The sequence below is a fragment of the Castellaniella sp. genome, from assembly GCF_034675905.1.
Taxonomy (GTDB): Bacteria; Pseudomonadota; Gammaproteobacteria; order Burkholderiales; family Burkholderiaceae_B; genus Castellaniella.
Map to the genome: position 1 here is coordinate 531,656 of NZ_JAUCCV010000002.1, position 24,308 is coordinate 555,963.

General features: G+C 62.3%; 25 protein-coding genes, 1 tRNA gene and 2 pseudogenes. 17 read left to right on the forward strand and 11 right to left on the reverse strand.

What is annotated here, in order from left to right:
* Positions 1-65 precede the first annotated feature (65 nt).
* Complete coding sequence (gene apbC / locus VDP79_RS03635; protein ID WP_323016859.1) at positions 66-1,151, reverse strand: iron-sulfur cluster carrier protein ApbC; 1,086 nt, start codon at positions 1,149-1,151, stop codon at positions 66-68.
* A gap of 164 nt (positions 1,152-1,315) precedes the next feature.
* On the opposite strand from apbC, the gene VDP79_RS03640 reads away from it, so the two are divergent.
* Together VDP79_RS03640 and metG are read left to right on the forward strand one after the other, a co-directional pair.
* Positions 1,316-1,591: a hypothetical protein gene (locus VDP79_RS03640; RefSeq protein ID WP_323016860.1), complete on the forward strand. Its 276-nt coding sequence runs from the start codon at positions 1,316-1,318 to the stop codon at positions 1,589-1,591.
* 120 nt (positions 1,592-1,711) lie between these two features.
* Positions 1,712-3,781, forward strand: coding sequence for a methionine--tRNA ligase (metG, locus tag VDP79_RS03645; RefSeq protein WP_323016861.1), 2,070 nt, complete (start codon positions 1,712-1,714; stop codon positions 3,779-3,781).
* Here the strand turns inward: metG and kch are convergent.
* Complete coding sequence (gene kch / locus VDP79_RS03650; protein WP_323016862.1) at positions 3,775-4,983, reverse strand: voltage-gated potassium channel protein; 1,209 nt, start codon at positions 4,981-4,983, stop codon at positions 3,775-3,777. The two genes, metG and kch, sit on opposite strands and share 7 nt — an antisense overlap.
* An 80-nt stretch (positions 4,984-5,063) precedes the next feature.
* Here kch and VDP79_RS03655 point away from each other — a divergent pair, with 80 nt between their 5' ends.
* The gene (locus VDP79_RS03655) at positions 5,064-5,957 is read left to right on the forward strand and encodes a cation diffusion facilitator family transporter (RefSeq protein WP_323016863.1); all 894 of its coding nucleotides are present in this window, start codon (positions 5,064-5,066) and stop codon (positions 5,955-5,957) included.
* 33 nt (positions 5,958-5,990) lie between these two features.
* Here VDP79_RS03655 and cadR read toward each other — a convergent pair whose 3' ends face one another.
* Positions 5,991-6,419, reverse strand: coding sequence for a Cd(II)/Pb(II)-responsive transcriptional regulator (cadR, locus tag VDP79_RS03660; protein WP_323016864.1), 429 nt, complete (start codon positions 6,417-6,419; stop codon positions 5,991-5,993).
* A gap of 89 nt (positions 6,420-6,508) precedes the next feature.
* Between cadR and VDP79_RS03665 the strand changes: the two genes are divergently transcribed.
* Entirely contained in the window at positions 6,509-8,842 is a 2,334-nt protein-coding gene (locus VDP79_RS03665) for a heavy metal translocating P-type ATPase (protein ID WP_323016865.1), read from the forward strand.
* Positions 8,843-8,866: 24 nt separating this feature from the next.
* On the opposite strand, the gene VDP79_RS03670 is transcribed toward VDP79_RS03665, so the two are convergent.
* Positions 8,867-9,673, reverse strand: a complete 807-nt coding sequence (locus tag VDP79_RS03670; protein ID WP_323016866.1) for an META and DUF4377 domain-containing protein — start codon at positions 9,671-9,673, stop codon at positions 8,867-8,869.
* Positions 9,674-9,791: 118 nt separating this feature from the next.
* Between VDP79_RS03670 and VDP79_RS03675 the strand changes: the two are divergent.
* A pseudogene (locus tag VDP79_RS03675) lies at positions 9,792-10,875 on the forward strand (permease).
* 10 nt (positions 10,876-10,885) lie between these two features.
* On the opposite strand, the gene VDP79_RS03680 reads toward VDP79_RS03675, so the two are convergent.
* From VDP79_RS03680 to VDP79_RS03695, 4 genes are all read right to left on the reverse strand, one after another.
* Positions 10,886-11,941: a DUF72 domain-containing protein gene (locus tag VDP79_RS03680; RefSeq protein WP_416233037.1), complete on the reverse strand. Its 1,056-nt coding sequence runs from the start codon at positions 11,939-11,941 to the stop codon at positions 10,886-10,888.
* Positions 11,942-11,972: 31 nt separating this feature from the next.
* Positions 11,973-13,199, reverse strand: a complete 1,227-nt coding sequence (locus tag VDP79_RS03685) for a HipA domain-containing protein (RefSeq protein WP_323016868.1) — start codon at positions 13,197-13,199, stop codon at positions 11,973-11,975.
* Positions 13,199-13,510 (reverse strand): helix-turn-helix domain-containing protein, encoded by a 312-nt coding sequence (locus VDP79_RS03690; protein WP_416233038.1) that lies wholly within the window; start codon positions 13,508-13,510, stop codon positions 13,199-13,201. The genes VDP79_RS03685 and VDP79_RS03690 overlap by 1 nt, the downstream gene beginning before the upstream one ends.
* A gap of 341 nt (positions 13,511-13,851) precedes the next feature.
* A tRNA-Gly gene (locus VDP79_RS03695) sits at positions 13,852-13,925 on the reverse strand.
* 129 nt (positions 13,926-14,054) lie between these two features.
* On the opposite strand from VDP79_RS03695, the gene trmB reads away from it, so the two are divergent.
* The 4 genes from trmB to bfr are packed head-to-tail and all read left to right on the forward strand — an operon-like array spanning position 14,055 to position 16,422.
* On the forward strand, positions 14,055-14,765 hold the full coding sequence (gene trmB / locus VDP79_RS03700; protein ID WP_323016870.1) for a tRNA (guanosine(46)-N7)-methyltransferase TrmB: 711 nt from the start codon (positions 14,055-14,057) through the stop codon (positions 14,763-14,765).
* A complete protein-coding gene (gene pip / locus VDP79_RS03705; protein ID WP_323016871.1) occupies positions 14,762-15,697 on the forward strand; it encodes a prolyl aminopeptidase in 936 nt (311 codons plus the stop codon). Before trmB ends, pip begins: the two co-directional genes overlap by 4 nt.
* Positions 15,698-15,716: 19 nt before the next feature.
* Entirely contained in the window at positions 15,717-15,917 is a 201-nt protein-coding gene (thiS, locus tag VDP79_RS03710) for a sulfur carrier protein ThiS (protein WP_416233044.1), read from the forward strand.
* A gap of 40 nt (positions 15,918-15,957) precedes the next feature.
* Positions 15,958-16,422 (forward strand): bacterioferritin, encoded by a 465-nt coding sequence (gene bfr, locus VDP79_RS03715; RefSeq protein WP_323016873.1) that lies wholly within the window; start codon positions 15,958-15,960, stop codon positions 16,420-16,422.
* A gap of 15 nt (positions 16,423-16,437) precedes the next feature.
* Here bfr and ffh read toward each other — a convergent pair whose 3' ends face one another.
* A complete protein-coding gene (gene ffh / locus VDP79_RS03720) occupies positions 16,438-17,853 on the reverse strand; it encodes a signal recognition particle protein (RefSeq protein ID WP_323016874.1) in 1,416 nt (471 codons plus the stop codon).
* Positions 17,854-17,944: 91 nt separating this feature from the next.
* Here ffh and VDP79_RS03725 point away from each other — a divergent pair, with 91 nt between their 5' ends.
* The 8 genes from VDP79_RS03725 (at position 17,945) to rlmF (ending at position 22,990) form a co-directional block, all read left to right on the forward strand.
* A complete protein-coding gene (locus tag VDP79_RS03725) occupies positions 17,945-18,796 on the forward strand; it encodes a cytochrome C assembly family protein (protein ID WP_323016875.1) in 852 nt (283 codons plus the stop codon).
* Positions 18,789-19,037: a PP0621 family protein gene (locus VDP79_RS03730; protein ID WP_323016876.1), complete on the forward strand. Its 249-nt coding sequence runs from the start codon at positions 18,789-18,791 to the stop codon at positions 19,035-19,037. Before VDP79_RS03725 ends, VDP79_RS03730 begins: the two co-directional genes overlap by 8 nt.
* Before the next feature lie 80 nt (positions 19,038-19,117).
* Positions 19,118-19,636: a 1,6-anhydro-N-acetylmuramyl-L-alanine amidase AmpD gene (ampD, locus tag VDP79_RS03735; protein WP_323017010.1), complete on the forward strand. Its 519-nt coding sequence runs from the start codon at positions 19,118-19,120 to the stop codon at positions 19,634-19,636.
* Positions 19,637-19,638: 2 nt separating this feature from the next.
* A complete protein-coding gene (locus VDP79_RS03740; RefSeq protein ID WP_323016877.1) occupies positions 19,639-20,061 on the forward strand; it encodes a VOC family protein in 423 nt (140 codons plus the stop codon).
* A gap of 207 nt (positions 20,062-20,268) precedes the next feature.
* Positions 20,269-20,598: a hypothetical protein gene (locus VDP79_RS03745; protein ID WP_323016878.1), complete on the forward strand. Its 330-nt coding sequence runs from the start codon at positions 20,269-20,271 to the stop codon at positions 20,596-20,598.
* Positions 20,599-20,761: 163 nt separating this feature from the next.
* Positions 20,762-21,181, forward strand: coding sequence for a hypothetical protein (locus tag VDP79_RS03750; RefSeq protein ID WP_323016879.1), 420 nt, complete (start codon positions 20,762-20,764; stop codon positions 21,179-21,181).
* 149 nt (positions 21,182-21,330) lie between these two features.
* Positions 21,331-21,942: a CDP-alcohol phosphatidyltransferase family protein gene (locus tag VDP79_RS03755; protein ID WP_323016880.1), complete on the forward strand. Its 612-nt coding sequence runs from the start codon at positions 21,331-21,333 to the stop codon at positions 21,940-21,942.
* A gap of 67 nt (positions 21,943-22,009) precedes the next feature.
* Positions 22,010-22,990, forward strand: coding sequence for a 23S rRNA (adenine(1618)-N(6))-methyltransferase RlmF (rlmF, locus tag VDP79_RS03760; protein ID WP_323017011.1), 981 nt, complete (start codon positions 22,010-22,012; stop codon positions 22,988-22,990).
* 64 nt (positions 22,991-23,054) lie between these two features.
* Here the strand turns inward: rlmF and VDP79_RS03765 are convergent, their stop codons facing one another.
* The gene (locus VDP79_RS03765) at positions 23,055-23,666 is read right to left on the reverse strand and encodes an NADPH-dependent F420 reductase (protein WP_323016881.1); all 612 of its coding nucleotides are present in this window, start codon (positions 23,664-23,666) and stop codon (positions 23,055-23,057) included.
* Between the two features lie 9 nt (positions 23,667-23,675).
* Positions 23,676-24,252: pseudogene (locus VDP79_RS14875) on the reverse strand (oxidoreductase).
* Positions 24,253-24,308 lie beyond the last annotated feature (56 nt).

Here is a 24,308-nt window from a genome sequence, read left to right on the forward strand (position 1 = left end):
CCTTGCGCACCGGTTCGATGTGCAAGGATGGCCCGGCGTCGGAATCGGGAGATCCCCCTGATGCATCAGGTCTGACGCGCCACGACCTTGGGCCGCGTCCCGGAATCATCCAGCGGCTGACCCGCCACATGAATCGCCAGCTGGCGGGCGATCTGGTGATAGAGCGCAGCCGCATTGCCGTCGGGCGAGGCCACCACGCTGGGCCGGCCGGAATCGGTTTCCTGGCGGATATCGAGCTGCAGCGGCAAAGCGCCCAGCCACGGCAGATGATAGGTCGCCGCCAGTTGGCGGCCGCCATCCTGCCCGAAGATGGGCTCGATGTGCCCGCAGTTCGAGCACACGTGCATGGACATGTTTTCCACGATCCCCAGCACCGGGACATCTACCTTTTGAAACATGATCAGGCCCTTGCGGGCGTCGGCCAAAGCCAGGTCCTGCGGGGTGGTGACGATGACCGCCCCCGTCAGCGGGACCTTTTGCGCCATGGTAAGGGCAATATCGCCGGTTCCGGGCGGCATGTCCACAATCAGATAATCCAGATCGTTCCATTTGGTAAGCGACAGCAACTGCGTGAGCGCCTGCGTGACCATGGGGCCGCGCCAGATGGCCGGCCCGTCATCGTCCATCAGGAAACCGATGGAGTTGGCCTGCAAGCCGTGGCCCACCAGGGGTTCCATGCTCTTGCCATCGGTGCTTTTGGGCTTGCCCGACAAGCCCAGCATGATGGGCACGCTGGGGCCATAGATATCGGCATCCAGCAGGCCGACCCGCGCGCCCTGGGCCTGCAAGGCCAGGGCCAGGTTCACCGAAGTCGTGCTTTTGCCCACGCCGCCCTTGCCGGAGGCCACAGCGATGATGTTGCGCACGGAATCCAGCGGCCGCAAGCCGCGCTGCACCGCATGCGTGGCGATCTTCGAGCGGAAAGCCAGCGTACCCAAAGGGATGCCGGCCGCGGCCAACGCCGCCTGGATCGCCTCGCGCAGGGCCTGTTCGCCATTGAATACGGGATAGCCCAGGGTTACAGTGATATCAAAGGCATTGTCGACCGATGCAATCTGCAGTTCGGGTTCCGTCACTGCCAGCGTTTTGCGGGTATCGGGATTGATGACCCGCGACAAGGCCGAACGGATGTCCTGGGGGGTAGTGCTCATAGGGGATCCGGATGAAAACAATCGAAACCACAAGCATAGCGGATTCCCCTGGAAATCTACGGATTGACCCCAATATGCATGTGACCGCATCCATGCCCGCACCATTCCCGGCGGCGCCGTGTCGCCGCCCGCAACTTTTTTTCGGCACTACAGGTCCTACTCTTATGAACATCATTCAACGAATCCTGCGAGCCGCCCTGTTCCTAATCCTGGCCTTTTTCGGCCTGATCATGGCCTTTGTCTTCATGGCCTCGACGATCCTGGCCATCGGCATCCTGTATATCGTGGCCCGCCTGCAAGGCCGTCCTTTCGGCGTCAAAGCCTACTGGGCCGAACGCCGGCGCCCGCCGATGCCTGCGCGCCCCGGCCCCTGGACGCATCCCTCTGATCCGGCCCGCCGCCAGGATGTGACCGATATCGAAATGCGCGAAATTCCCTGACAAGACGCGCCTCTCTGGACGACCCGGACCGGCTGCCGGCCTCCGGGCCGTCGCGCTTGGCGTGGCGGCCCTGGGCGGACTGCTAGAATCAATACCTTTCGACCTTCCGCCCGCCCCCTCATGTCGCGCACGATTTTCGTCACCACCGCCCTGCCCTACGCCAACGGCTCCTTCCATATCGGCCACATCATGGAATACATCCAGGCCGACACCTGGGTGCGGGCGATGCGCATGGCAGGCCATACTGTGCATTTCGTCGGTGCGGACGACGCCCATGGCGCGCCCATCATGCTCAAGGCGCAGGCTGAAGGCATCACGCCCCAGGCGCTGGTCGCCCGTTATGCCGGCGAACGGCCGAAATACCTGAATGGCTTTCACATCCGCTTCGATCACTGGCACAGCACCGATACGCCGGAAAACGTCGCGCTGTCCCAGGACATCTACCGCGCCCTGAAGTCGGCCGGCTTCATCGACAGCCGCGAAATCGAACAGTTCTACGACCCGGTCAAGGGCATGTTCCTGCCCGACCGCTACATCAAGGGCGAATGCCCGCGCTGTCACACCAAGGACCAGTACGGCGATTCCTGCGAATCCTGCGGCGCCGTCTACAACCCGACCGAGCTGATCGACCCGTACTCCACCCTGACCAAGGCGCGGCCGGTGTTGCGCAGCTCAGAGCACTTCTTCTTTCGCCTGTCCGACCCGCGCTGTGTAGCCTTTCTGCAAGAATGGACCAATGGCCGCCGCACCGACGGCACGCCCCGGCTGCAACCTGAAGTCCTGGGCAAGACCCGTGAATGGCTGGGCACCGCCGAAGGGGCCGAAGCCAATCTGGCCGACTGGGATATTTCCCGCGACGAGCCCTATTTCGGCATTCCCATCCCGGATGCGCCGGGCAAATATTTCTACGTCTGGCTGGACGCCCCGGTCGGTTACCTGGCCTCGCTGAAAGCCTACTGCCAGCAACAGGGCCTGGATTACGACGCCCTGCTGGCCCCCGGCGGCGATACGGAACAGGTGCACTTCATCGGCAAGGACATCGTCTATTTCCACGCCCTGTTCTGGCCGGCCATGCTGAAATTTTCCGGCCGCAAGACGCCCGATCTGCTGCACGTGCACGGCTTCATCACCGTCAGCGGCGAAAAAATGTCGAAAAGCCGGGGCACGGGGATTTCCCCGCTGCGCTACCTGGACATCGGCATGGACGCCGAATGGCTGCGCTATTACATCGCCGCGAAACTGAACGCACACGTCGAGGACCTGGACTTCAACCCGGATGATTTCATCGCCCGCGTCAATAGCGACCTGATCGGCAAATACGTCAACATCGCCAGCCGCGCCGCGACGTTCATCAGCCGCCATTTCGATGGCGCCCTGGCCTATGCAGGCGACACGGATGCCCTGCGCGCCGAACTGCGCGCCTGCACAGCGGATGTCCAAGCCGATTTCGAGGCCCGCGAATATGGCCGCGCCATCCGCCGCATCATGGCGCAGGCCGACAAGATCAACCAGGCGTTTGACGCCGCCCAGCCCTGGGTGCTGGCCAAAGGCATCGCCCAGGCCGAACCCGCGCAAAAAGCGGAACTGCAAGACATCTGCTCACGCGCCCTGGCGGGCTTCCAGGCCCTGTCGGTCATGCTGTCGCCGGTGCTGCCGGCGCTGACGGATCGCGTCGCCCGCGAATTGTTCGGCCGCTCTCAGGCCTATGTCTGGACCGATGCCGACGACCTGCCTTCGCGCATCAACGCTTTCAAGCATCTGATGCAGCGCGTCGATCCGGCCCTGCTGGACGCCCTGATCGAACCGCCCCAAGAACCCGTCGCCATCCCCGGCGGCGAACCGATTGCGGACACCATCGACATCAAGGATTTCGCCCGCATCGACCTGCGCATCGCCCGCATCGTCGAATGCAGCGCAGTCGAAGGCTCGGACAAGCTGCTGCGCCTGTCTCTGGACGCGGGCGAAGGCCGCCTGCGCCAGGTGTTTTCCGGCATCAAGTCGATGTACAAGCCCGAAGACCTGACCGGCAAGCTGACCGTGCTGGTGGCCAATCTGGCGCCGCGCAAGATGCGCTTCGGCGTGTCCGAAGGCATGGTGCTGGCCGCCAGTCACGCCGATGAAAAAACCCATCCCGGCATCTACGTGCTGGAACCCTGGGAAGGCGCCCAGCCGGGGATGCGGATTCACTGACCGGGGGTCTTTTCCCCGAACAACAAGCGGGTGATCAAGGCTTCGTCGATGATCTCTCCGCTCAGGGTGCGCGCCAGAATTTCGCTGCCCAGCGCCTGCAGGGAAATCACGATATCGGGATTGACCCGGCGGATCTTGCTCAGGTGCATGGGCGAATTCACCAGGGCGACCAGCTTGGTATCGGGCCCGCCCGCTTCGCGGCCCGCCATGACGATAAAGGCATTTTCCGCATCATCCTGGCGCAAGGCCAGGATGTAGCGCGCCTGGGCCGCCCCCGCCTGCTGCAAGATGCTGGTTTCAGAGGCATCGCCTTCCAGGACATCGGCATCTGCAGGATATGGATGTCCGTCGGCCACGGGCACGATGGTCGTCACATCGTGGCCGCGCTGGCGCAGGGCGGTGTGCAGGCTTTGCGCCAAGGGGCTGACCCCGGCCAGGATAATGTGGTTTTTCCGCATGATATGTGAGGTCCTGCCGCGCACCAATCGCCGGATGTTGCCCCCGATCAAGGGCCCGACCACGGCGCTGATGGAGGTCGCAAAGACCGTAATCCCCAGGATGATGATGGAAATCGTGAAGAGCCGCGCAGCGTCGGTCTGCGGGCTGATGTCCCCATAGCCCACCGTGGACATGGAGACGATGGAAAAATACAGGGCCGTGACGGGATTGTGCACCGGCGGGGAAAACTCATCGCCCAGGTACAGGATGCCGAACACGGCATACACCAGCAGGCTGGCCACGCTGAGCACGGCAAACAGACTGCCCGCCGTCAGGCTGGCCCGGTCGAAATGCCGCCAATAGCCGATCAGCACCGCAACCAACACGACGGTGTAGACCAGCAGGCCCAGATGCCCCTGGCCGTGCCACAGGGAATAAGTACCCACCACGGCCAGCAACAGCAGGCTCATGGCCCAGGCGATCCGCGCCCGGTACAGCAGGCCGACCGCCATGACCTGCACGCCCAGCCCCAGCATCAGGCGCGACATCTGCGCAATACCGCCCGAATCCAGAAAGGCCGTCACGCTGGCGGTGTCGCTGACCTGCAAGGCCTGCAGCAACCCCTGGCGGCTGATGGCCTGCCAGAACGGCTGCAAGAAGACGAACCCGTCGATGGCGACCAAGACGGCGATCAGCCAATGCCAGGGGAACCGGCGCATCTGCCGCGCGCTGCGCGCGACTGTCGAGGGAAAATGAAACTGCATGCGGGCCGCAATCCCGTATAGCTGACTGGGGTGTCAGTGTACTGCACGCTTTTGCGGCGAGCGCCCGTATACTGGCGAGCATGTCCCCGCTTTCCGATACCCATACCGATACGCCTGAGCGCCAGGCCGCCGCGCGCCGCAGTACCTGGATCAGCGTCTGGGTCAATCTGCTGCTGACCGCTGCACAGATGATCATCGGCCTGTTTGCGCATTCCCAGGCCCTGGTGGCCGACGCCATCCATTCGCTATCGGATCTGGTGTCCGACGGCATCGTGCTGTTCGCCAACAAACACAGCGCCAAAGCCCCGGATGCCGACCATCCCTACGGGCATCTGCGCTTTGAAACCGCCGCCACCCTGGGCATCGGCCTGCTGCTGGCCATCGTGGGCCTGGGCATGCTGTGGCGCAGTTTCGAACGCCTGCAGGCCCCGGACCTGATCCCGGTGGTCCACCCCGTCGCTTTCTACGTGGCCCTGCTGGCCCTGCTGTCCAAGGAATTGCTGTTCCGCTACCTGCTGCGCGTGGCGCACCGGGTGCGGTCCACCATGCTGGTCGCCAATGCCTGGCATGCGCGATCAGACGCGGCGTCTTCCCTGGTGGTGGCGCTGGGGATCGGCGCCAACCTGGCCGGCCTGCCGCTGGCCGATCCGCTGGCCGCCCTGATCGTGGGCCTGATGATCATCCGCATGGGCTGGAAATTTTCCTGGCAAGCCTTCAACGACCTGGTGGACCGCGCCGCCGACGACGAAACCGAACAGGCCATCCGCACGCGCATCCTGTCCACGCCGGGCGTGCGCGGCATCCACGATCTGCGCACGCGCAAGATGGGCGACATGATCTGGGTTGAAGTCGACATCGAAATGGATGGCCAACTGACCATCGTCGAGGGTCACGCCATTGCAGTGGCCGCCCGCGAACGCGTGATGGCCGATCTGCCGGTGCTGGACGTCATGACGCACTTCGACCCCGTCTAGGGACGTCGCCGCGATCAGCACGCCAGACGCACGCTACAGGTGTGTTGCGTGCTGCGGGCCGGGCGCAGTTTCCATGCTGGTCAGGCCCTGCACGATGCCGCAGGCATCGACAGCCTGCTCGGTCTGGCACCGGTCCCGCAGGCCGATCAGCTGGCGGCGCAAATCCTGCAATTCGCGCAGGCGCACCTGCACATGGGCGATATGTTCGTCCAGCAACAGATTGATGGCGCCGCAATCCCGCGCCGGTTGATCCACCATGCCCAGCAAGGCGCGGATTTCGTCATGGGCCATGTCCAGCCCCCGGCAATTGCGGATGAAGCGCAGGCGTTCCAGATGCGCGGGGCCGTACTGCCGGTAATTGCCCTGGCTGCGTTCCGGCGCAGGCAAAAGCCCCGCCTTCTCGTAAAAGCGGACGGTCTCTGCAGAGCAGTGGGCGGCGCGGGCCAGTTCACCGATTTTCATGATGCGCGATCCATAACGACAAGAGGCTTGACCCTGTAGCAACTACAAGGTGTCTACTAGCATCATAGAACACCACATGGACCATTACCATGCCTCACGCGCCCCACCACACCGACCCGGCATCCTGCTCGCATCAGGGTCACGATCATCAGCACGGACATGCCGGCCAGCATCCATCGCACCCGACGGAGCCGCACGCAGCCGGCGTGGACGCCTGCTGCCACGGCGCCTCCGATCACGCCCCCCAGTCTGTCATGACGGCGCTGGCCGCCACCACGGCGGACGGCGACGCGCTGCGCACCCAGTTGCGCATCCTGCAGATGGACTGCCCGACGGAAGAAGCGCTGATTCGCCAGTCCCTGGGCCGCTTGCCCGACGTCCGGCATCTGGAATTCAACCTGATGCAGCGCGTCCTGACGGTGGTTCACACACCGGCGGCGCTGGACGCCATCCTGCAAGCCATCCGCGACCTGGGCTTCACTCCGGAACAAGCCGACGGCAACACGCCGCCCGCCGCCGAACCCGCTGCCCCCTGGTGGCCGCTGGCCGCCGCCGGTGTCGCCGCCCTGGCCGCTGAAGCCGTCCAATGGGTGGACGCTCCCTGGCCGACTTCCGCCATCCTGGCGCTGCTGGCCGTGGCCGGCTGCGGTCTGGGCACCTACCGCAAAGGCTGGACAGCCATTCGGCACGGCCAGCTGAACATCAACGCCTTGATGAGCATCGCCGTGACCGGCGCGTTGATCTTGGGCCAATGGGCTGAAGGCGCCATGGTCATGGTGCTGTACGAGCTGGCCGAGCGCATCGAGGCCCTGTCGCTGGACCGCGCCCGCAATGCCATCCAGGGGCTGATGCAACTGACCCCGGACCAGGCCAATGTGCTGCAGCCCGATGGCCTCTGGCAAGACGTCCCGGCGGCGGAAGTGCCGGTGGGCGCCCGGGTCCGCGTGCGGCCTGGCGAGCGCATCGCCCTGGACGGACAGATTGAATCCGGCCGCTCGACCGTCGATCAATCGCCCATCACGGGGGAAAGCCTGCCCATCGACAAGACGCCGGGCGATCCCATCTACGCCGGCACCATCAATGGCGCCGGCACGCTGGAATATCAGGTGCTGACCGCTGCGGGCGAATCCACTCTGGCGCGCATCATCCGGGCCATCGAGTCGGCCCAATCCGCCCGCGCTCCGACCCAGCGTTTCGTGGACCGGTTCGCGCGCGTCTACACGCCGCTGGTCGTGCTGCTGGCGCTGGCGATCGCCGTCCTGCCGCCCCTGTTCGGGCTGGGCGGATGGCATGAATGGATCTACAAGGCGCTGGTGCTGCTGGTCATCGCCTGCCCCTGCGCCCTGGTGATCTCCACCCCGGTGACGGTCGTCAGCGGCCTGGCGGCAGCGGCCCGCCATGGCGTGCTGATCAAGGGCGGCGTCCACCTGGAACAAGGCCGGCTGCTGCGCTGGATCGCGCTGGACAAGACCGGCACCCTGACCCATGGCCGTCCGGTCCTGACGGATAGCCAGGTCCTGGGCGACGACGATGTCCGTATCCACGCACTGGCCGCCAGCCTGGCTGGCCATTCCGATCACCCTGTCTCCCGCGCCATCGCGCAGGGCCTGGCAGCAGATGCCGAGCAGGGGAACGCCGGGCCAGCACAGGTCGCGGATTTCGAGGCGCTGCCGGGGCGCGGCACCCAGGCGCGGATCGGACAGACGCAATACCAGCTGGGCAACCACCGCCTGATCCACGAGCAGGGCCTGTGCTCCCCCGAACTGGAAACCCGCCTGAACACCCTGGAACAACAGGGCAAGACCGTGGTGATGCTGACGGATATGCAGCAGGTGCTGTCCCTGTACGCGGTGGCCGACACCGTCAAACCCGATAGCGCCGCCGCCATCCAGGCCCTGCATGATCAGGGGGTGCGCACCGCCATGCTGTCAGGCGACAACCCGCATACGGCCGCTGCCATCGCCGCCCAGGTCGGCATCGACCGCGCCGAAGGCAATCTGCTGCCTGAAGACAAACTGCAGGTGATCGAAGGGCTGGCCGCCGATGGCATCGCCGTGGGCATGGTGGGCGACGGCATCAATGACGCCCCCGCGTTGGCGCGCGCGAATATCGGCTTCGCCATGGGCGCCATGGGCACGGATGCCGCCATCGAAACGGCCGACGTCGCCCTGATGGACGACGACCTGCGCAAGATCCCCTGGTTCATCGGCCTGTCGCGGACGACGCATCGCATCCTGATCCAGAACATCGCCCTGGCCCTGTCGATCAAGGCCGTCTTCCTGGTGCTGACGGTGATCGGTCTGGGCACCATGTGGATGGCGGTGTTCGCCGATGTCGGCGCCAGCCTGCTGGTGGTGGGCAACGGCCTGCGGCTGCTGCGGCATCGCGGGGTGGCGCCGTCCGCCTCTGGCGCCGGGGCCTAAGCCCGGCCCTGCGCCAGGTGCGCCTTACCGCCCCTGCTGCACGATCAGATCCAGCACATACAGGATGGACGACGCATCGGCCGGCGGTTTTTTCCAGTCATAACGCTTGACTCTCAGGATGGCCTTTTGGCCATCCTGATGCGTATATCCTTGGATCGATTCATACAGCGGGCGCCACGGCCCCGCTGCCGGCGCCAGCACACCAGCATCGCTGTAACGGCGTTCACGCACGCTCAGGCACCGATGATCCGGGATCAGGGGATGGCTGCAGGCCACGGTCTGAGGGGCGATTTCCAGGAATTCCGTCTTGCCCTGGCTGCCGGTCAGGGTTTCTGGCGTCGGCGTGCCGGCAAAGCGCAATACTTTGCCCGTCTGCGTCGTCAGCGACAAAGACGGATCCCCAGGTTGGCCGCCGATCTGCGCCGTCAGCGGACCGCTGAGCAGATCGGCCATCGCGCGATCCCGTTGCATCAGATCCGGGGCGCAGGCCTTCATGGTGCCGGCCAACCCCCGCACCTGCAGGCTGCCGGATGTCAGGGCATAAGCGCCAAACTGCGTATTGCAGCCGCCCAGCACCTGAATGGCCTGATCGGAAAACGTCAAGCGTACCGGGCTGCCGGTCTTGGCTCCCAGCGCCGCGATGGCGCGGCCCTGGGCATCCTGGCTGTCCGTCAGATGCCAGTCATAGGCGGCCAAGGTGCGGGTATCCAGGGATACGGGGGTGGCAGTCGTCATGGCAGCGGAATCCGACGCAGCGGGAAGAGAGGTCGGCGTCTGGGCGCACGCGCCCAGCAACAGGGCCAGAGAGCAGATGGCGAGTGTCTTTTTCATGAAACATTTTTCGGGTGAAACGGACCTCATCATATCAACCATACGGAGGGCGGGACACCCGTGTTTCAGCGGCAAACGGATTGCAAAGACTCTTTACCTCACGCAGTAAAATAAGCAAATGCTGAACACATCCCCCCATCCCCACACGCGCTACCCCCTGTGGGGTTTTTGCGTATTCGTCCTGATCGCCCTGGCCGGTCTGTATTACGTGAAATGGTCGCCTTACTACGACCGGATCTTCGTCGCTGAACAAACCCGATCCATCGGCAGTTCCATCCTGAACGGCAGCGACGGCCTGCTGCCTGCCCCCTCATCTGCAGGCTGCGCTGGACTACGCCATCGCCTATGGCCGGGCGATCTGGAAGGCCCTGATCCTGGGGCTGTTGCTGGGGTCTGCCGTACAGGCCCTGCTGCCGCCCCAATGGATCCGGCGCTGGCTGGGGGGATCGGGCGCAGGCAGCGTCCTGACGGGCAGCCTGCTGTCCATCCCCAGCATGATGTGCACCTGCTGCTCCGCCCCCGTCGTGAACGGCCTGCGGCAGAGCAGCGCAGCCCCCGGCAGCACCGCCGCCTACTGGCTGGGCAACACGATGCTCAACCCGGCGACGCTGGTGTTCATGGGCTTTGTGCTGGGCTGGCAATGGGCGGGGCTGCGGCTGGCTGCAGGGCTGACGATGGTGCTGGGGCTGGGGTGGCTGATCAACCGCCTGAATCGCGCCGAGCCGCCAACGACTGCGACAGCCATTGCGGACGCCCCTGGCGCTGCGACGGATACGTGCGCACCGATGGATGCCTCATCCATGCTGCGGCGCTGGGTACAGGCCTTTAGCGGCATGGCGCTGCGCCTGCTGCCCGAATATCTGGTCCTGGTGCTGCTGCTGGGCGCAGCCCGCGCCTGGCTGTTTCCGGTGCTGGACATGAGCATCGACAACAGCCTGCTGTGGATCCTGGGCGCCGCGCTGGTCGGGATGCTCTTTGTCATCCCCACCGCCGGCGAAGTCCCCATCGTCCAGGCCATGCTGGCGCTGGGCGTTGCTGCCGGCCCTGCCGCGGCGCTGCTGGTGACACTGCCCCCGGTCAGCTTGCCGTCGCTGGCCATGGTGGCCCGTTCCTTCCGGCGCACGGATCTGGCCGTCATGATCATCGGCATCGTGATACTGGGCGCCCTGACGGGCGCAGCGGCGATCCTGCTGGGATTCTGACGCACCCGGCCTATTGCGCCACCGCCTGCGCAAGCTTTTGGATGGAGAGCGGCGCGCAGCCCTCGGCATCATTGCTGATGGTCACATAGGCGGGCTGGCCCGCGCCCGCGATGCCGCGAATGGTACGCGCCAGCACGGTGCGCGTATGCGCGTCTTCGCTCAGGATGGCATTGAAGGGATCGTGCCTTTTCTGCGCATCGGCATAGCCATACGCACCGAAGATGCGGTTCAAGCTCCAGCGACAGACCAGCGGCCCCGGCCAGAGCGCGCGCAGCAGAGGCAGTTGATCCTCGATCGGCGGCATCTTGCCATGCAGGCCCAGGCAAAAGGTGGCGTCATGCGCCTGGAGCACCTGCACCAGAGCCTGGCTCAATAATTCCGGGTCCCGGACTTCCACAGCGACAATCACGCCAGCACCCGCAGGCAGCGCCTGCCGGACGGCGTCCAGCAATTGCCCCAGCCGGTCCAGCAAGCGCACGGGCTGGCTGAGCCATTCCCAAGGCAAAGGGCTGAGCTGAAAGACCAGCACGCCCAGCTTGGCGCCCAGGCCTTGCAGCGTCGGCTGCACAAAGCGTTCGATTACCAGACGCGGGTCCAGAAAATCCGGGTTGGGTTTTTGCGCCTTGCCCTCGTCGCTGCGGATCTGGGCATCGGTGATGCTGGCAGGACATTTGACGACGAAGCGAAAATCATCACCGACCTGAGCCGCATACCCGGCATATTGGCCCGCCGTCAGCGGACGCCAGAAGGTCCGGTCCACGCACACCGTGCGCAGCAAGGGGTGCTGATGGTAGGCATCCAGGCCGTGCTTGGACAGCACGCCCGGATCGTATTCGCCATCCCAGACCAGGCCATCCCAGCCCGGGTAGGACCAGGTCGAGACGCCGAAACGCAGCGATGCAGGCAGCTGCTGCGCCAGGCCGCGCCAGTCTTCTGCGGCGGGGGCGGGGCGTACTTTGGAGGTGTTGCGGCGGACGGATGCGGCCGGACGGGTGCTAGAGGCCGTCATGGCCCGGGGTTCGGTCCGGGGTTGGGAAACCACATCGTCGAAAAGATCGCCTTGCATGCCTGTCATATCGCTATTGATCGTGCCGGCTCTATACAAATGCCGGTTCAAAATCCCGCCAATCAGCGCTTCGCATGCCCAAGCGCTTGCCTACAACGCGCCAGCGGTCCACTGCCTGAGCGACCTCATGCCAGATCGCAGTTGCCTCATCCGCGCTCAGCCTAAAGTATTGCGCCCCCTCCATCAGTACGTCCCGACTGTCGATCACCCCAGAGTGCTCGGTCAGCCATGTCTTGCTCTCGCGACGGTCACCCGGCATAGGATTGAGATCGAAAGCCGGCGACAGGCGCCACCCATGGTTGCGCGCGTCATACAGGAACCCGGTATTGCGCAAGTGATCATCGGTGTTGCAAATTAGGAAATTGAAGACCAGGCGACGCCACAACTCATGAATATCGACGATCGGGTTGGCGCCTTTCTGCAGCAGCACATCCACCAATTCCGTATAGGCATGCGCCGCCTCACGGCCATCAGACTGCAGCATAGTTGCCGCTGACAGATAGGGGATACGCCCTCCGTCACTGACACGGTCGAAACGCCGAATGATGGCGACTGCCGTCTTGTCGATCAGTTCCACACGCGCCGTCGCCACGTTGATACCCGCCTGGGCGGCAAGCAACATGGCCAGGACCTCACCCCGGATCACATCGCGCTGATCCGCTCGACTGGGGAACTTGGCCAAGGCCAGATGACCATCAGCGTCCCTGACAGCCGCCTTGGGGCGAGCCCCTCCCAGCGAAGTCCCCTGCCCCAGTAGATACTGGAGATCCTGCATACTCTCCGTGCCCTCTTCCAAGGCGCGGGTTGCTTGCACAACGACACCCAAGGCCACCAGCGGCGGCATGTACCCTGGCGCCGCCGCAGAGCGCACATACGCGTTGGCTTGGGGATCGAAAAGGCGCAGCGCACCAACACGCGCCTCATCATCCACCCACATCATGAAATCAACGGGTTCCAACGCGGGAGTCTCGCGGTCTTGCTGCCGCAGCTTTGCATGAGCCCGCCGAATCACGCGCTCTCCCCAGGAGTCAGGCCCAGTGTCCTCCAGGGCAAGAAAGAATACCTGTTGGGGATGCTGAACACCCAGCACCGGCTCCAGATCGGGCGATAACGTAAAGAAGCGAGCATCCCGCAGCCAGCGTTCGTCGTAACTGAACGCACTGCGCTTGCCGCTGCCCAGATGCAGCCGCCCTACAACCTGACTGCTGGCGCCCAGGTGCACCTCAAGGTCCCGCCGCCTGGGTGGCTTGATCGCCATCAGAAGCCCTCCAGTTCATCGGTGCGCACCTCTGTATTGCTTTCTTTAGGCTGCTTGGGATTGCTGGCCTGCAGCTTGCCGCCGGAAGCAGTCCGCACCCGCTGCGGCAACTGCTCCCGCACCAGTTCCAGACCCAGCACGTCGTGCTCCATGGCCATCACCTGAGCCAAGGCATCCAGACGACCCAGCACATGCAAGGCGCGCAGGAAGGTATGCAGGGCAGTGCCGGGATAGCCGTCTTCCATGCGCCTGACGGTACTCAGTGATGTGCCGATGCGTTGCGCCAGGTCTTCCTGGCTTAATCGGCGCATTCGGCGCGCCGTCGAGATATCCCGCCCAAGATGGCGCAACGCGCGCGCGACAGGCTGGGGGAACGCTACCCGCGCGCCTGATCGTTTTTGCTCAGAAGATGGCATGCGCTACCACACTCATATATGGATTGAGAATCAAGATATACATTCATATATGAGCATATCCAAGGAACGTCAATCAATCAACACCTTAGCGTAACTAATCAAATATGATCATTAATCTAGCATTTGATTCATATTTGGATGGATATGCCATCGCGTGGCGGCTGAAGCTGATACACTCGAACGGCAGGCCAGAAAACAGAAAGGCCCAAACCGAAGTCTGGGCCTTTCTTGAATTCTGGAGCGGGTGATGGGAATCGAACCCACGACGTAAGCTTGGGAAGCTCAAGTTTTACCATTAAACTACACCCGCAATCGATGCAATCGACTGATGCGCAAGGATTTGTGGGTAAAATTGAAGACCACGAGAATCCCTGAAGCCCTGCATTTTACCTCATTTTGAACCCCCAAAAGTCCCCCCCCGCCCATCGTGACGGCGCAGATGCCTTCGGGCAGCACGCACATCCGCAGCTTTGTCCATCGCCGCGCCCACATCACGCCCAGCCAGGAACAGGCGATCGCCGAATGGCTGCCGCGCTGGTCCATCCACTACCAGAATGCGCCGCTGGATCTGACGGCGGCCTTTGGCCACCAGGCGCCGACGATTCTGGAAATCGGCTTTGGCATGGGCGAAACCACGCAGCAGATCGCCCAGGCAAGGCCGGGCGACAATTTCCTGGGCGTGGAAGTCTTCAACGCCGGCGTGGGCGCCCTGCTGAAGCGCATCCACGAACACGAACTGGACAATATCCGCATCATCCAGCATGACGCGGTCGAGGTACTGCGCGACATGATCGCGCCGGGCTCGCTGGCCGGTGCGCATATCTACTTTCCGGACCCTTGGCCGAAAAAGCGCCACCACAAGCGCCGCCTGATCCAGCCCGCCTTCATCGAACTGCTGGTCAGCCGTCTGGCGCCGGGCGCCTATCTGCACTGCGCCACCGACTGGGAACACTATGCCCAGCAGATGCTGGAAGTGCTGTCGGCGCAAGCCAGCCTGCAGAACACCTGCGCGGACTATGCCCCCCGCCCCGACTATCGTCCCCTGACGAAATTCGAGAACCGGGGCCTGCGACTGGGCCACGGGGTCTGGGATCTGATCTTCACGCGGCGGGTGCAAACCGACGCCGCACACGACACAAAGGCGGAATGATGTATCCGGAAATCGAACCCTACGACCAGGGCATGCTGGAAGCCGGCCACGGCCATCGGGTGTATTGGGAACTCTGCGGCAATCCGCAGGGCACGCCGGTGGTCTTTCTGCACGGCGGCCCAGGCGCGGGGTGTTCCCCGGCGCACCGCCGCGTCTTTGATCCCAGCCGCTACAACATTCTACTGTTCGATCAGCGCGGCTGCGGTCGATCCACCCCATCGGCCTGCCTGGAACACAATACGACCTGGGATCTGGTGGCCGACATCGAACGGCTGCGCACCGACGTCCTGAAAACCGAACAGATGGTGGTGTTCGGCGGGTCCTGGGGCTCCACGTTGGCCCTGGCCTATGCCGAAACCCATCCAGACCGGGTGCGCGCCCTGATCGTGCGCGGGATTTTCCTGCTGCGCCAGGCCGAGCTGCACTGGTTCTACCAAGAGGGCGCATCCTGGCTGTTCCCCGACATCTGGGAAGGCTATCTGGCCCCCATCCCCGAGGCCGAACGCGGCGACCTGATCGCGGCCTACCACCGCCGCCTGACCGGCGACGATCCCCAGGCGCAACTGCAGGCGGCGCATGCCTGGACGCAATGGGAAAGCCACACCATCAGCCTGCTGCCCAATCCCCAGCATCAGCAAGCCCATGCCGCCGACCAGGCGGCGCTGGCCTTCGCCCGCATCGAAAATCACTATTTCGTGAATAAAGGCTTCATGGAAGAAGGCCAGCTGCTGCGCGATGCACACAAACTGGCGGACATCCCCGGCGTGATCGTGCAAGGCCGCTACGACGCCTGCACCCCGGCCAGATCCGCCTGGGACCTGCATCAAGCCTGGCCCAAAGCCGCGTTCCACCTGATCCCGGATGCAGGCCACGCCTTTGACGAACCCGGTATCCTGAAACAGTTGATCGCTGCCACGGACCACTTCGCCTGAAGGAGACCCAGCCATGAGTCTGACCATTCACCTGAACGGCCACGAAACCCGCCTGGAACACGTCCACACCGTGCAGGATCTGGTGGCCCACCTGGGCTACCAGGACAAACGGATCGCCGTAGAACGCAACGGCGACATCGTGCCGCGCAGCCAGCATGGCCAGACCGGTCTGGTCAACGGCGACCGCCTGGAAATCGTCGTGGCTGTGGGGGGTGGGTGAGCATGGCATACTATCCGCATCCCATCTCCAGAGACGCATCATGAAAGGCCACCCCGAAGTCCTCGCCTACCTGACACGCCAATTGCGCGACGAGCTTGCCGCGCGGGATCAGTATTTCATCCATTCCCGCCGCTACCAGGACCTGGGCCTGGAAAAACTGTTCGTGCGCAACGACCACGAAATGCAGGAAGAAACCCAGCACGCCGACAGCCTGCTGCAGCGCATCCTGATGCTGGAAGGCGAACCCGACATGCGCCCCAGCGCCTTCACGCCCGGCACGGACGTACCCGGCATGCTGCGCGCGGACCTGGATCTGGAATACGAAGTCCGCGCATCCCTGCGTGAAGGCATCGCGCTATGCGAAAAACACGGGGATTTCGTCAGCCGGGACTTGTTGCTGGTGCAACTGAAGGACACCGAGTCCGACCACGCCTATTGGCTGGAAAAGCAGATCGGCCTGATCGAACAGATCGGCCTGGAAAACTACCTGCAATCCCAGATGTGATCCGGCGGGGCTTGATCAGCGGAAACCGCCCCGCCCCATTCCGCCCAGGCCCTTCAGCCCGCCCATGGCGCGCATCATCTTTGCCATGCCGCCTTTTTTCATCTGCTTCATCATGCCCTGCATCTGCTCGAACTGCTTGAGCAGGCGATTGACTTCCTGAACCGGCACGCCCGAACCCGTCGCGATGCGGCGTTTGCGGGATGCCTTGATCAGTTCGGGCTTGGCGCGTTCCAGCGCCGTCATGGAATTCAGGATGCCTTCGGTGCGGGCCAGCTGCTTTTCCGCCTGACCACCCTGCACCTGGGATGCCGCCTGCGCGAACTGGGCTGGCAGTTTTTCCAGCAACGATCCCATATCCCCCAGTTTCTTCACCTGCTGCAACTGGTCGCGGAAATCATTCAGATCAAAGCGATCCCCCGATTTCAGCCGCGCCGCCAGCTTCTGGGCTTCGGCGACGTCGATGTTTTTCTGCGCCTGCTCGACCAGCGAGACGATGTCGCCCATGCCCAGGATGCGCTGGGCCATGCGTTCCGGGTGGAAAGGTTCCAGGCCGTCCAGCTTTTCCGACATGCCGACGAATTTCAACGGCTTGCCGGTGATCTGGCGCACCGACAGGGCCGCGCCGCCCCGGGCATCGCCGTCCAGCTTGGTCATGACCACGCCGGTCAGCGGCAAGGCCTCGGAAAACGCACGGGCGACGTTGACCGCGTCCTGGCCCTGCATGGCATCGACCACGAACAGGGTTTCGATGGGGGCCAGCAGTTCATGCAGCGCCCGGATCTCGTCCATCATGGCCTGATCGATGCCCAGACGCCCCGCCGTATCGACGATCAGCACGTCGTAATGATGGCGGCGGGCGTGATCCAGCGCGTCGCGGGCGATATCCTGCGGTTTCTGCGTGGCTTCGGTGGGCAGGAAATCGACTCCCACCTGCGCCGCCACGGTTTTCAACTGATCGATGGCGGCGGGGCGATAGACGTCGGCGCTGACGACCAGTACCTTTTTGCGGCCCGTCTTGCGCCCATTCTGGACGTGATTGCCCTCGGACAGCCATTTGGCGAGCTTGCCGGTGGTGGTGGTCTTACCCGCGCCCTGCAGGCCGGCCATCAGGATCACGGCCGGCGGCTGGGCCGCCAGCGACAGTTCGCCGGCCTCGCCCCCCAGGTCGCCGCCCATCAGGCTGGTCAGTTCCCTGTGCACGATCCCGACCAGGGCCTGGCCGGGATTCAGGCTGTCGACCACATCCTGGCCCAAGGCGGCGGTCTTGACCCGCCCGACGAAGTCGCGCACCACCGGCAGCGAGACGTCGGCTTCCAGCAGGGCCAGCCGGACCTCGCGCAGCATTTCCTGAGTATTGGACTCGGTCAGGCGGGCCTCGCCGCGCATCGTCTTGACGATGCGCGACAGACGGGAGGTCAGGTTATCGAGCATGGCAGGTTCCACAAAACTGGTTGATCTGTCGGCCAGCGCATAAAATGGTGGCTTTTGAGGCGCACGCCGTGCGCCGGACACCGACAGGACTATGTCAGTCAGCATTGTATTTCACTTGCTTGCCGCGCTGGCCTATGCCGTACTGGGCCTGGCCCTATGGCGACCGATTGCGCGCGCAAACCCGGTGCCGTCCAGCGGCACCATCGGCCGCAGCTGCCTGCTGGGCGCCATCGCCCTGCACGGCATCGGCCTGATCGGCGCCGTCATCGTACCCGCGGGCCTGCACCTGGGCTGGGCGCTGGCCCTGTCCACCGCCATGTGGCTGGGCATGATCATCTTCTGGATCGAAAACTTCCTGCTGCGCCTGGACAGCCTGCAACTCTTGCTGCTGCCCGCCGCCGCCCTGGTCAGCCTGCTGGCGGCGATCTTCCCCCATGGCTATCTGGTTCCGCATGCCAACAGTGACTGGCTGCGCATCCACCTGCTGATCGCCATGACGGCCTATGGCCTGATCACGGTCGCCGCCCTGCACGCCATGCTGATGACCGTGCTGGACCGCCACCTGCACCGCCCCATCGAATCCGAAGGCGAACAAGGCCTGATATCCCGCGCCATGGGCGCCATGCCGCCCCTGCTGACCCTGGAACAGTTGCTGTTCCGCCTGATCGGCATCGGTTTCATCGTCCTGACCCTGACCGTCGCCACCGGCATCGTCGTGTCGCTGGATCTCAGCGGCCAGGCCCTGCCCATGGACCACAAAACCGTCTTCACCCTGCTGTCCTGGGCAACCTTCGGGGTGCTGCTGGCCGGGCGCCGCATTCAGGGCTGGCGCGGGCGCATCGCCCTGCGCTGGACGCTGACGGGTTTCGCCTTCCTGCTTCTGTCCTACACCGGCAGCCGTTTCGTCCTGGAAGTCATTCTGCAAAGAGGCACACTTGGGTAAGTTTCTGCTGTGGGCGGTCATCATCCTGGCCGTCCTGTTCGTTTCACGCGTCCTCAGCCATCAAAAAGCCAACGCCCGGCAGGCGGCAGCCCGCCGCCAGGACGTCGAATCCCGCGATGCTGCCGAATCCATGGTGCGCTGCGCCCACTGTCATATCTTTCTGCCCCGATCCGAGGCCTATATGAGCCAAGGCAAGACCTGGTGCAGTGCGGATCATGCGCGGTTGGGGCTGAGGAAGTGAACAGGGCGGGCCCGTCTGCTGGCAACTCGGCGGGCGCCGCCTGCGACCTGACGATCCAGCCGGACGGCTGGCTGCCCCTGATGGGCCCCGGCGTGCTGCGCCGCCCTTCCCCCAATCACGACCTGCGGCCCGGTGGCGAAGACCCGTACCTGCTGGTGATCCACAACATCAGCCTGCCGCCCGGCGTCTTCCAGGGCGACGCCATCATCGATTTCTTTCAGAACCGGCTGGACATCAGCGCCGACCCCTGGTTCGAAAACATCCGCGATCTGCGCGTATCCGCTCATTTCCTGATCCGCCGCGACGGCGTGATCGTGCAGTTTGTGCCGACCGTGCTGCGCGCCTGGCATGCAGGAGTATCGTCCTTTGAAGGCCGCGAACGCTGCAACGATTTCTCCATCGGCATCGAACTGGAAGGCACGGATACCTTGGCATATACGGATGCGCAGTATGCCCGGCTATCTGAGTTAGCGACGGCAATTCAGGCGCGGCATCCGATCCGGGCTGTGCAGGGGCACGAGCAGATTGCGCCGGGCCGCAAGACCGATCCTGGGCCGGCGTTTGATTGGAATCGATTTGAACAAGAGTCCGCGAGGTAGCCATGAAACCACGCATCAGCGTCATTACACTTGCAGTCGATGACCTTCAACGATCGTTGGTGTTCTACCGGGATGGATTGGGACTGGCGACCGAAGGCATTATCGGCGAACAGTTTGCAGACGGCGCGGCGGCGTTTTTTGATCTCCAGCCGGGCTTGAAACTGGCGGTCTGGCCGCGCAAGAGCCTGGCCAAGGATTCCGGTTTACCGCTGAGCAAGGCCAGTGCCACGGAAATCAGCATTGGACATAACGTGTCGTCTCGGGCCGAGGTGGATGCGGTCATGACCCAAGCAAAAGCGGCGGGGGCGATGATTGTGAAGGCAGCGCAGGATACGTTCTGGGGCGGCTATGCGGGATATTTTCAGGACCCGGATGGACATCTTTGGGAGGTGGTTTGGAATCCGGAGATGGTACCTGGGGGGTGAAATTTCTCCGGAGTTTCCAATGACTGGTTCCGGCCAGTAAGAGTCAGCCGTTTCCTTCACCAAGCTGCCCAGTAGCAGCCATTCGAGGCGGAAGCACGTACGGGATCCTGATCATGATGTCAATTTGGTCTAACCGTGTTGAGTATAATTTGACGGATCGAGCGTAAAGAAGTTATTTCGGAATCACAGCTTAGAGGGAAAAGGAATATGACGGTATTGGCAAAGTTCTTGTACGAAATAAAGCCGGGGCAATTTAACGACTTCATGTCAATTTTGGGCCAAGCAGCAGGCCCCGAGTTCGACGGTCCGATACTGCCAAGTTCCGTGCGCCTATTCCGATGCACCGTTCCAGGACCAGACACCAACTTCATTCAACTGTTTATTGAATATCCGGACATGGCGGCCTATGGCCGGAGAACCGATTTCGAAAACAATAATCTCAAGTGGAGAGCGCTATTCACCGAGCAACCCGATTCGCCCCATAGACTGATTTCCGTCGAATTGTTGTCCGAAATTGTGCCAAAGGCTCCCATCTAACAAGACGCCCCAGCCGACTGCAAGCCCGCTGCGTGGGTTATGACACTTATTGCTGGCGTCGGCAACCAGTTTTCCCGTAAGCGGACTGTCACGAATGTCGCTCCGGGGTAGAAAGCAGCCACTAGCACCAGCACAAGCTTCCCCCCTACATACAAAGATCGCTATGAAAGACTTTGCTCGCGCAAATTTTGTAGATATTGAGGAAGTCATCCCTACGCGCCCTGGCATATATGGAATTTACACCTTGGATAATACCCCACTGAAAGTGGGCATCAGTGTAAATCTTAGGCGACGCCTTCGGCAACACAAGGAATCGAAACAAAAATACCTGTCGCTTCGTCCCAATGGATGCTGGGAAAATCCGGCAGACGTCAAAAGCACACGTTCGATCCTAGCCAAACATCTTTATTTCTGGGCGGCAGACGGCTTTAACCTAAAATGCGAGACAGACCGTCAACGGTATCTTCTCGATAATTGCTATATTCTGTTCAAAACAACAGAAAGCAGGGAAGAAGCTCGAGAAATAGAGAAGCGGTTGGAGGCGACCGGAGGATTTCAATTCGTCGGGCGCACTACACAATAACGTCTGCCGCGAGATGCTGGAACACAGCATCTTCTCGTTTGGAGAAGATGCGTCCGTCAGTTACGCGGACATTGCGCAGATGCCAAGCAAGAAGTAGGATGCGCAACGCACTGCACTGTCATCTCCATCCATACCTTCTTGCCTGCACCATGCCGAAACCCTTTTCCATGATCCGCGAATTCAAATTGGCCGACTGGTTCACGCTGGGTAACGCCATGTCGGGCACAGGGGCGCTGTTCTGCATGATGTCCTTTATCGCGGAAGGCGACATCGTTCAGGTGTACTTCGCCTGCGGACTGGTGCTGTCCGCACTGGTATTCGACGTCCTGGATGGGCGCATCGCCCGCTGGCGGCGGTGTTCTTCGGAACTGGGACGCGAACTGGATTCGCTCGCAGACGTCATATCCTTTGGCGTGACGCCGGCCATCATCGCGTACGGTTTGGGGATGAGCAGCCTCTGGGATCGTGTGCTGCTGGGATACTTCATCGCCTGCGGCGTCTCGCGCCTGGCGCGATACAACATCACCACAGAATCGCTCTCCAACGATGCTGGCAAGGTGACGCATTTCGAGGGCACGCCTATCCCCACATCCTTCGCCCTGGTCATCATGCTGGGCATTGCTGCAGCCAATGGCGCATGGGGACCGAACCTGTGGGGCGGCAGCGTCGACATCCTGGGTTACGCGCTGCATCCGCTGACGCTCAGTTTTGGCCTGTCCGGGTCGCTGATGATCAGCCGGATACGCATTCCGAAACCTTAAGCTCGATCCTGCCGGCTGCGATATATCTCTTTAACGAACCGCTTTATCCTCAAAATCAGGTAATTCCATTTCCACATCACCAACATCTACCAGAAAGACGGCCCGGCTCCATCCACGCAACCGCCATCAAGGCCGTTACGACTTTGACGCGCTCATCAAAGAAACACCCGAACTGGCCGCTTTCGTCTTCTTGAATCCGCACGGCGATGAAAGCATCAATTTCGTCGACCCTATCGCAGTCAAGACCCTGAATCGCGCCTTATTAAAATCCTTTTACGGCATCGAGCATTGGGATATTCCTGCAAATTATCTATGCCCTCCTATTCCGGGCCGTGCCGATTACCTGCACTATCTGGCCGATTTGCTGGCCGACAACAATACGGGAATCATTCCCCGTGGCGCCGCAGTACGCGTCCTGGACATTGGCGTGGGTGCAAACGTCATCTATCCCTTAATTGGTCATGCCGAATACGGGTGGCGCTTCTTAGGGTCGGATATCGATGCTAATGCACTGGCATCTGCGCGAGCCATTATTCACGCCAATCATGACTTATCTACAGCAATCAAATTACGTCAACAAAAATCGCACAAGCGTATTTTTCAGGGCTTGCTGAGCGCAAACGACCATTTTGACCTTACGCTGTGCAACCCTCCCTTCCATCAATCTCAGGAAGACGCATTAAGCGGCACCCGACGTAAATGGCGGGGCCTAGGCAAGACTATGCCAAAGCAAAAGACTGCCGTGTTGAATTTTGGCGGACAAAACACTGAACTGTGGTGCGAGGGTGGCGAAGCGCTCTTTATCCGCAACATGATAGAAGAGAGCGCAACCATCAGCAGCCAAGTGCTTTGGTTCAGTACCTTGGTGTCCAAAGCGTCTAATGTGCCCAGTGTGTTGCATGCCCTAAGGAAAGTTAATGCGCTTGATGTACGCACCGTGGAAATGACGCAGGGGCAAAAGAAAAGTCGCTTCGTTGCCTGGACGTTTCTAAACGCCGCGGCACAAGCGACTTGGCGCAATGAACGCTGGGGCCACCAGGGCGGGTAGAAGCAATAATGGCTCACCCGGTCTGCGTGATATCGCCAAAGGCTATCCTCCGGGCCGGATGGCCTTACATCGCTGACGGCGCCTTCTTGAACAGGTCCTGGAAAATTAACGGCCCCCAGGTATTGTTCCGTGCGTGCACAAGCACACCACCCTCTTCGAGCTTCCCAAGATTGATAGGTGAAAAACCGAGTTGCTCGGCGAGGGCCGCCACGGACGCTGCTGCGTCCTCATCGTCGCTCGTCAGGAACACGACTCTTCTACCGCCCTGTACGACCGGATCTTGCTCAAGAACGGCAGCCGCCAAATGGTTGAAGCCCTTAACCAATCTTCCTCCCGTGAAAGCCTGTGCGACGAGTTTGGAAGATGGCCGTCCCTCCAGTTCCTCAGGGGACACGCCATAGGTATTGGTCACGTCAATGATGATCTTTCCCTCCCAGCTCGGCAGCGCTTTCGCGACATCCCTGTGTGACTCGTAGCGGACAGCCAAAAAGACGATGTCCGCCTTGACCGCTTCCGCCAGTGTGTTGGGAATGATGCCGGGCCCGATCGCAGCCGCAGCGGATGCAAAGCTTTCCGGGTCGCGAGTAGTTGCAATGGATACCTCGATACCGTTTCGGGCAAACGCCTTGGCCAGAGCCTGGCCGATCTGGCCGAAGCCAATAATTGCATAGCTCATCTGTTCTCCTTAGGTTTGTGCCAGGCCGCCATCGCGGCGACCTCGCTGGCGGTATAGCTGCTGTCCTGGCGGAGGGCGCCGCCGCCCCGAGTTCCGCCGGTTCGGCCATTTGGGTTATGAGGCGAGACCCTCATGCCCTTCGCCCCCGCCGCTTTCGCGTTCGTGCAGTCGGGCGACAGCCGTTCCCGGATGCCGGTGCCCTTAGGTTCAGGTCCTGGTTACGCACCTTGCTCGCCTTTTGTGTTTGTTATTTTTTGGAGAGATCAAACCCTTCACATTGGTGTCGAAGATTTCGTCAATGTGCTCGGCGGTGATTTTGCCAAGCGGAAGAGGCTTCCCGTCCCGGATTGGAAAGACGATATCGAGGGTTCCGCGCTCGGCCTTCACCGCCGGGAGAGCCGGTCGAGGTCAGCCAGATCAGAGACCGAACCCTTCACTGGGGGGGATTGGGCCGGGGTTCAGCCAAGGGGGGCCAACGCTTCCTGCCGGGGGGGAAGAAGAAAAAAAAACCCCCCCCCAAAAAATTTTGGCCAATGCCGGTTGCGCCGCCGGTGATCACGGCGCTCTTTCCATTCAATCTGTTCATGATGTGTCGCCGGGTGGGCGTCCTTTGTTGAAACTGGAAATCAGTCTAGTTTCCTT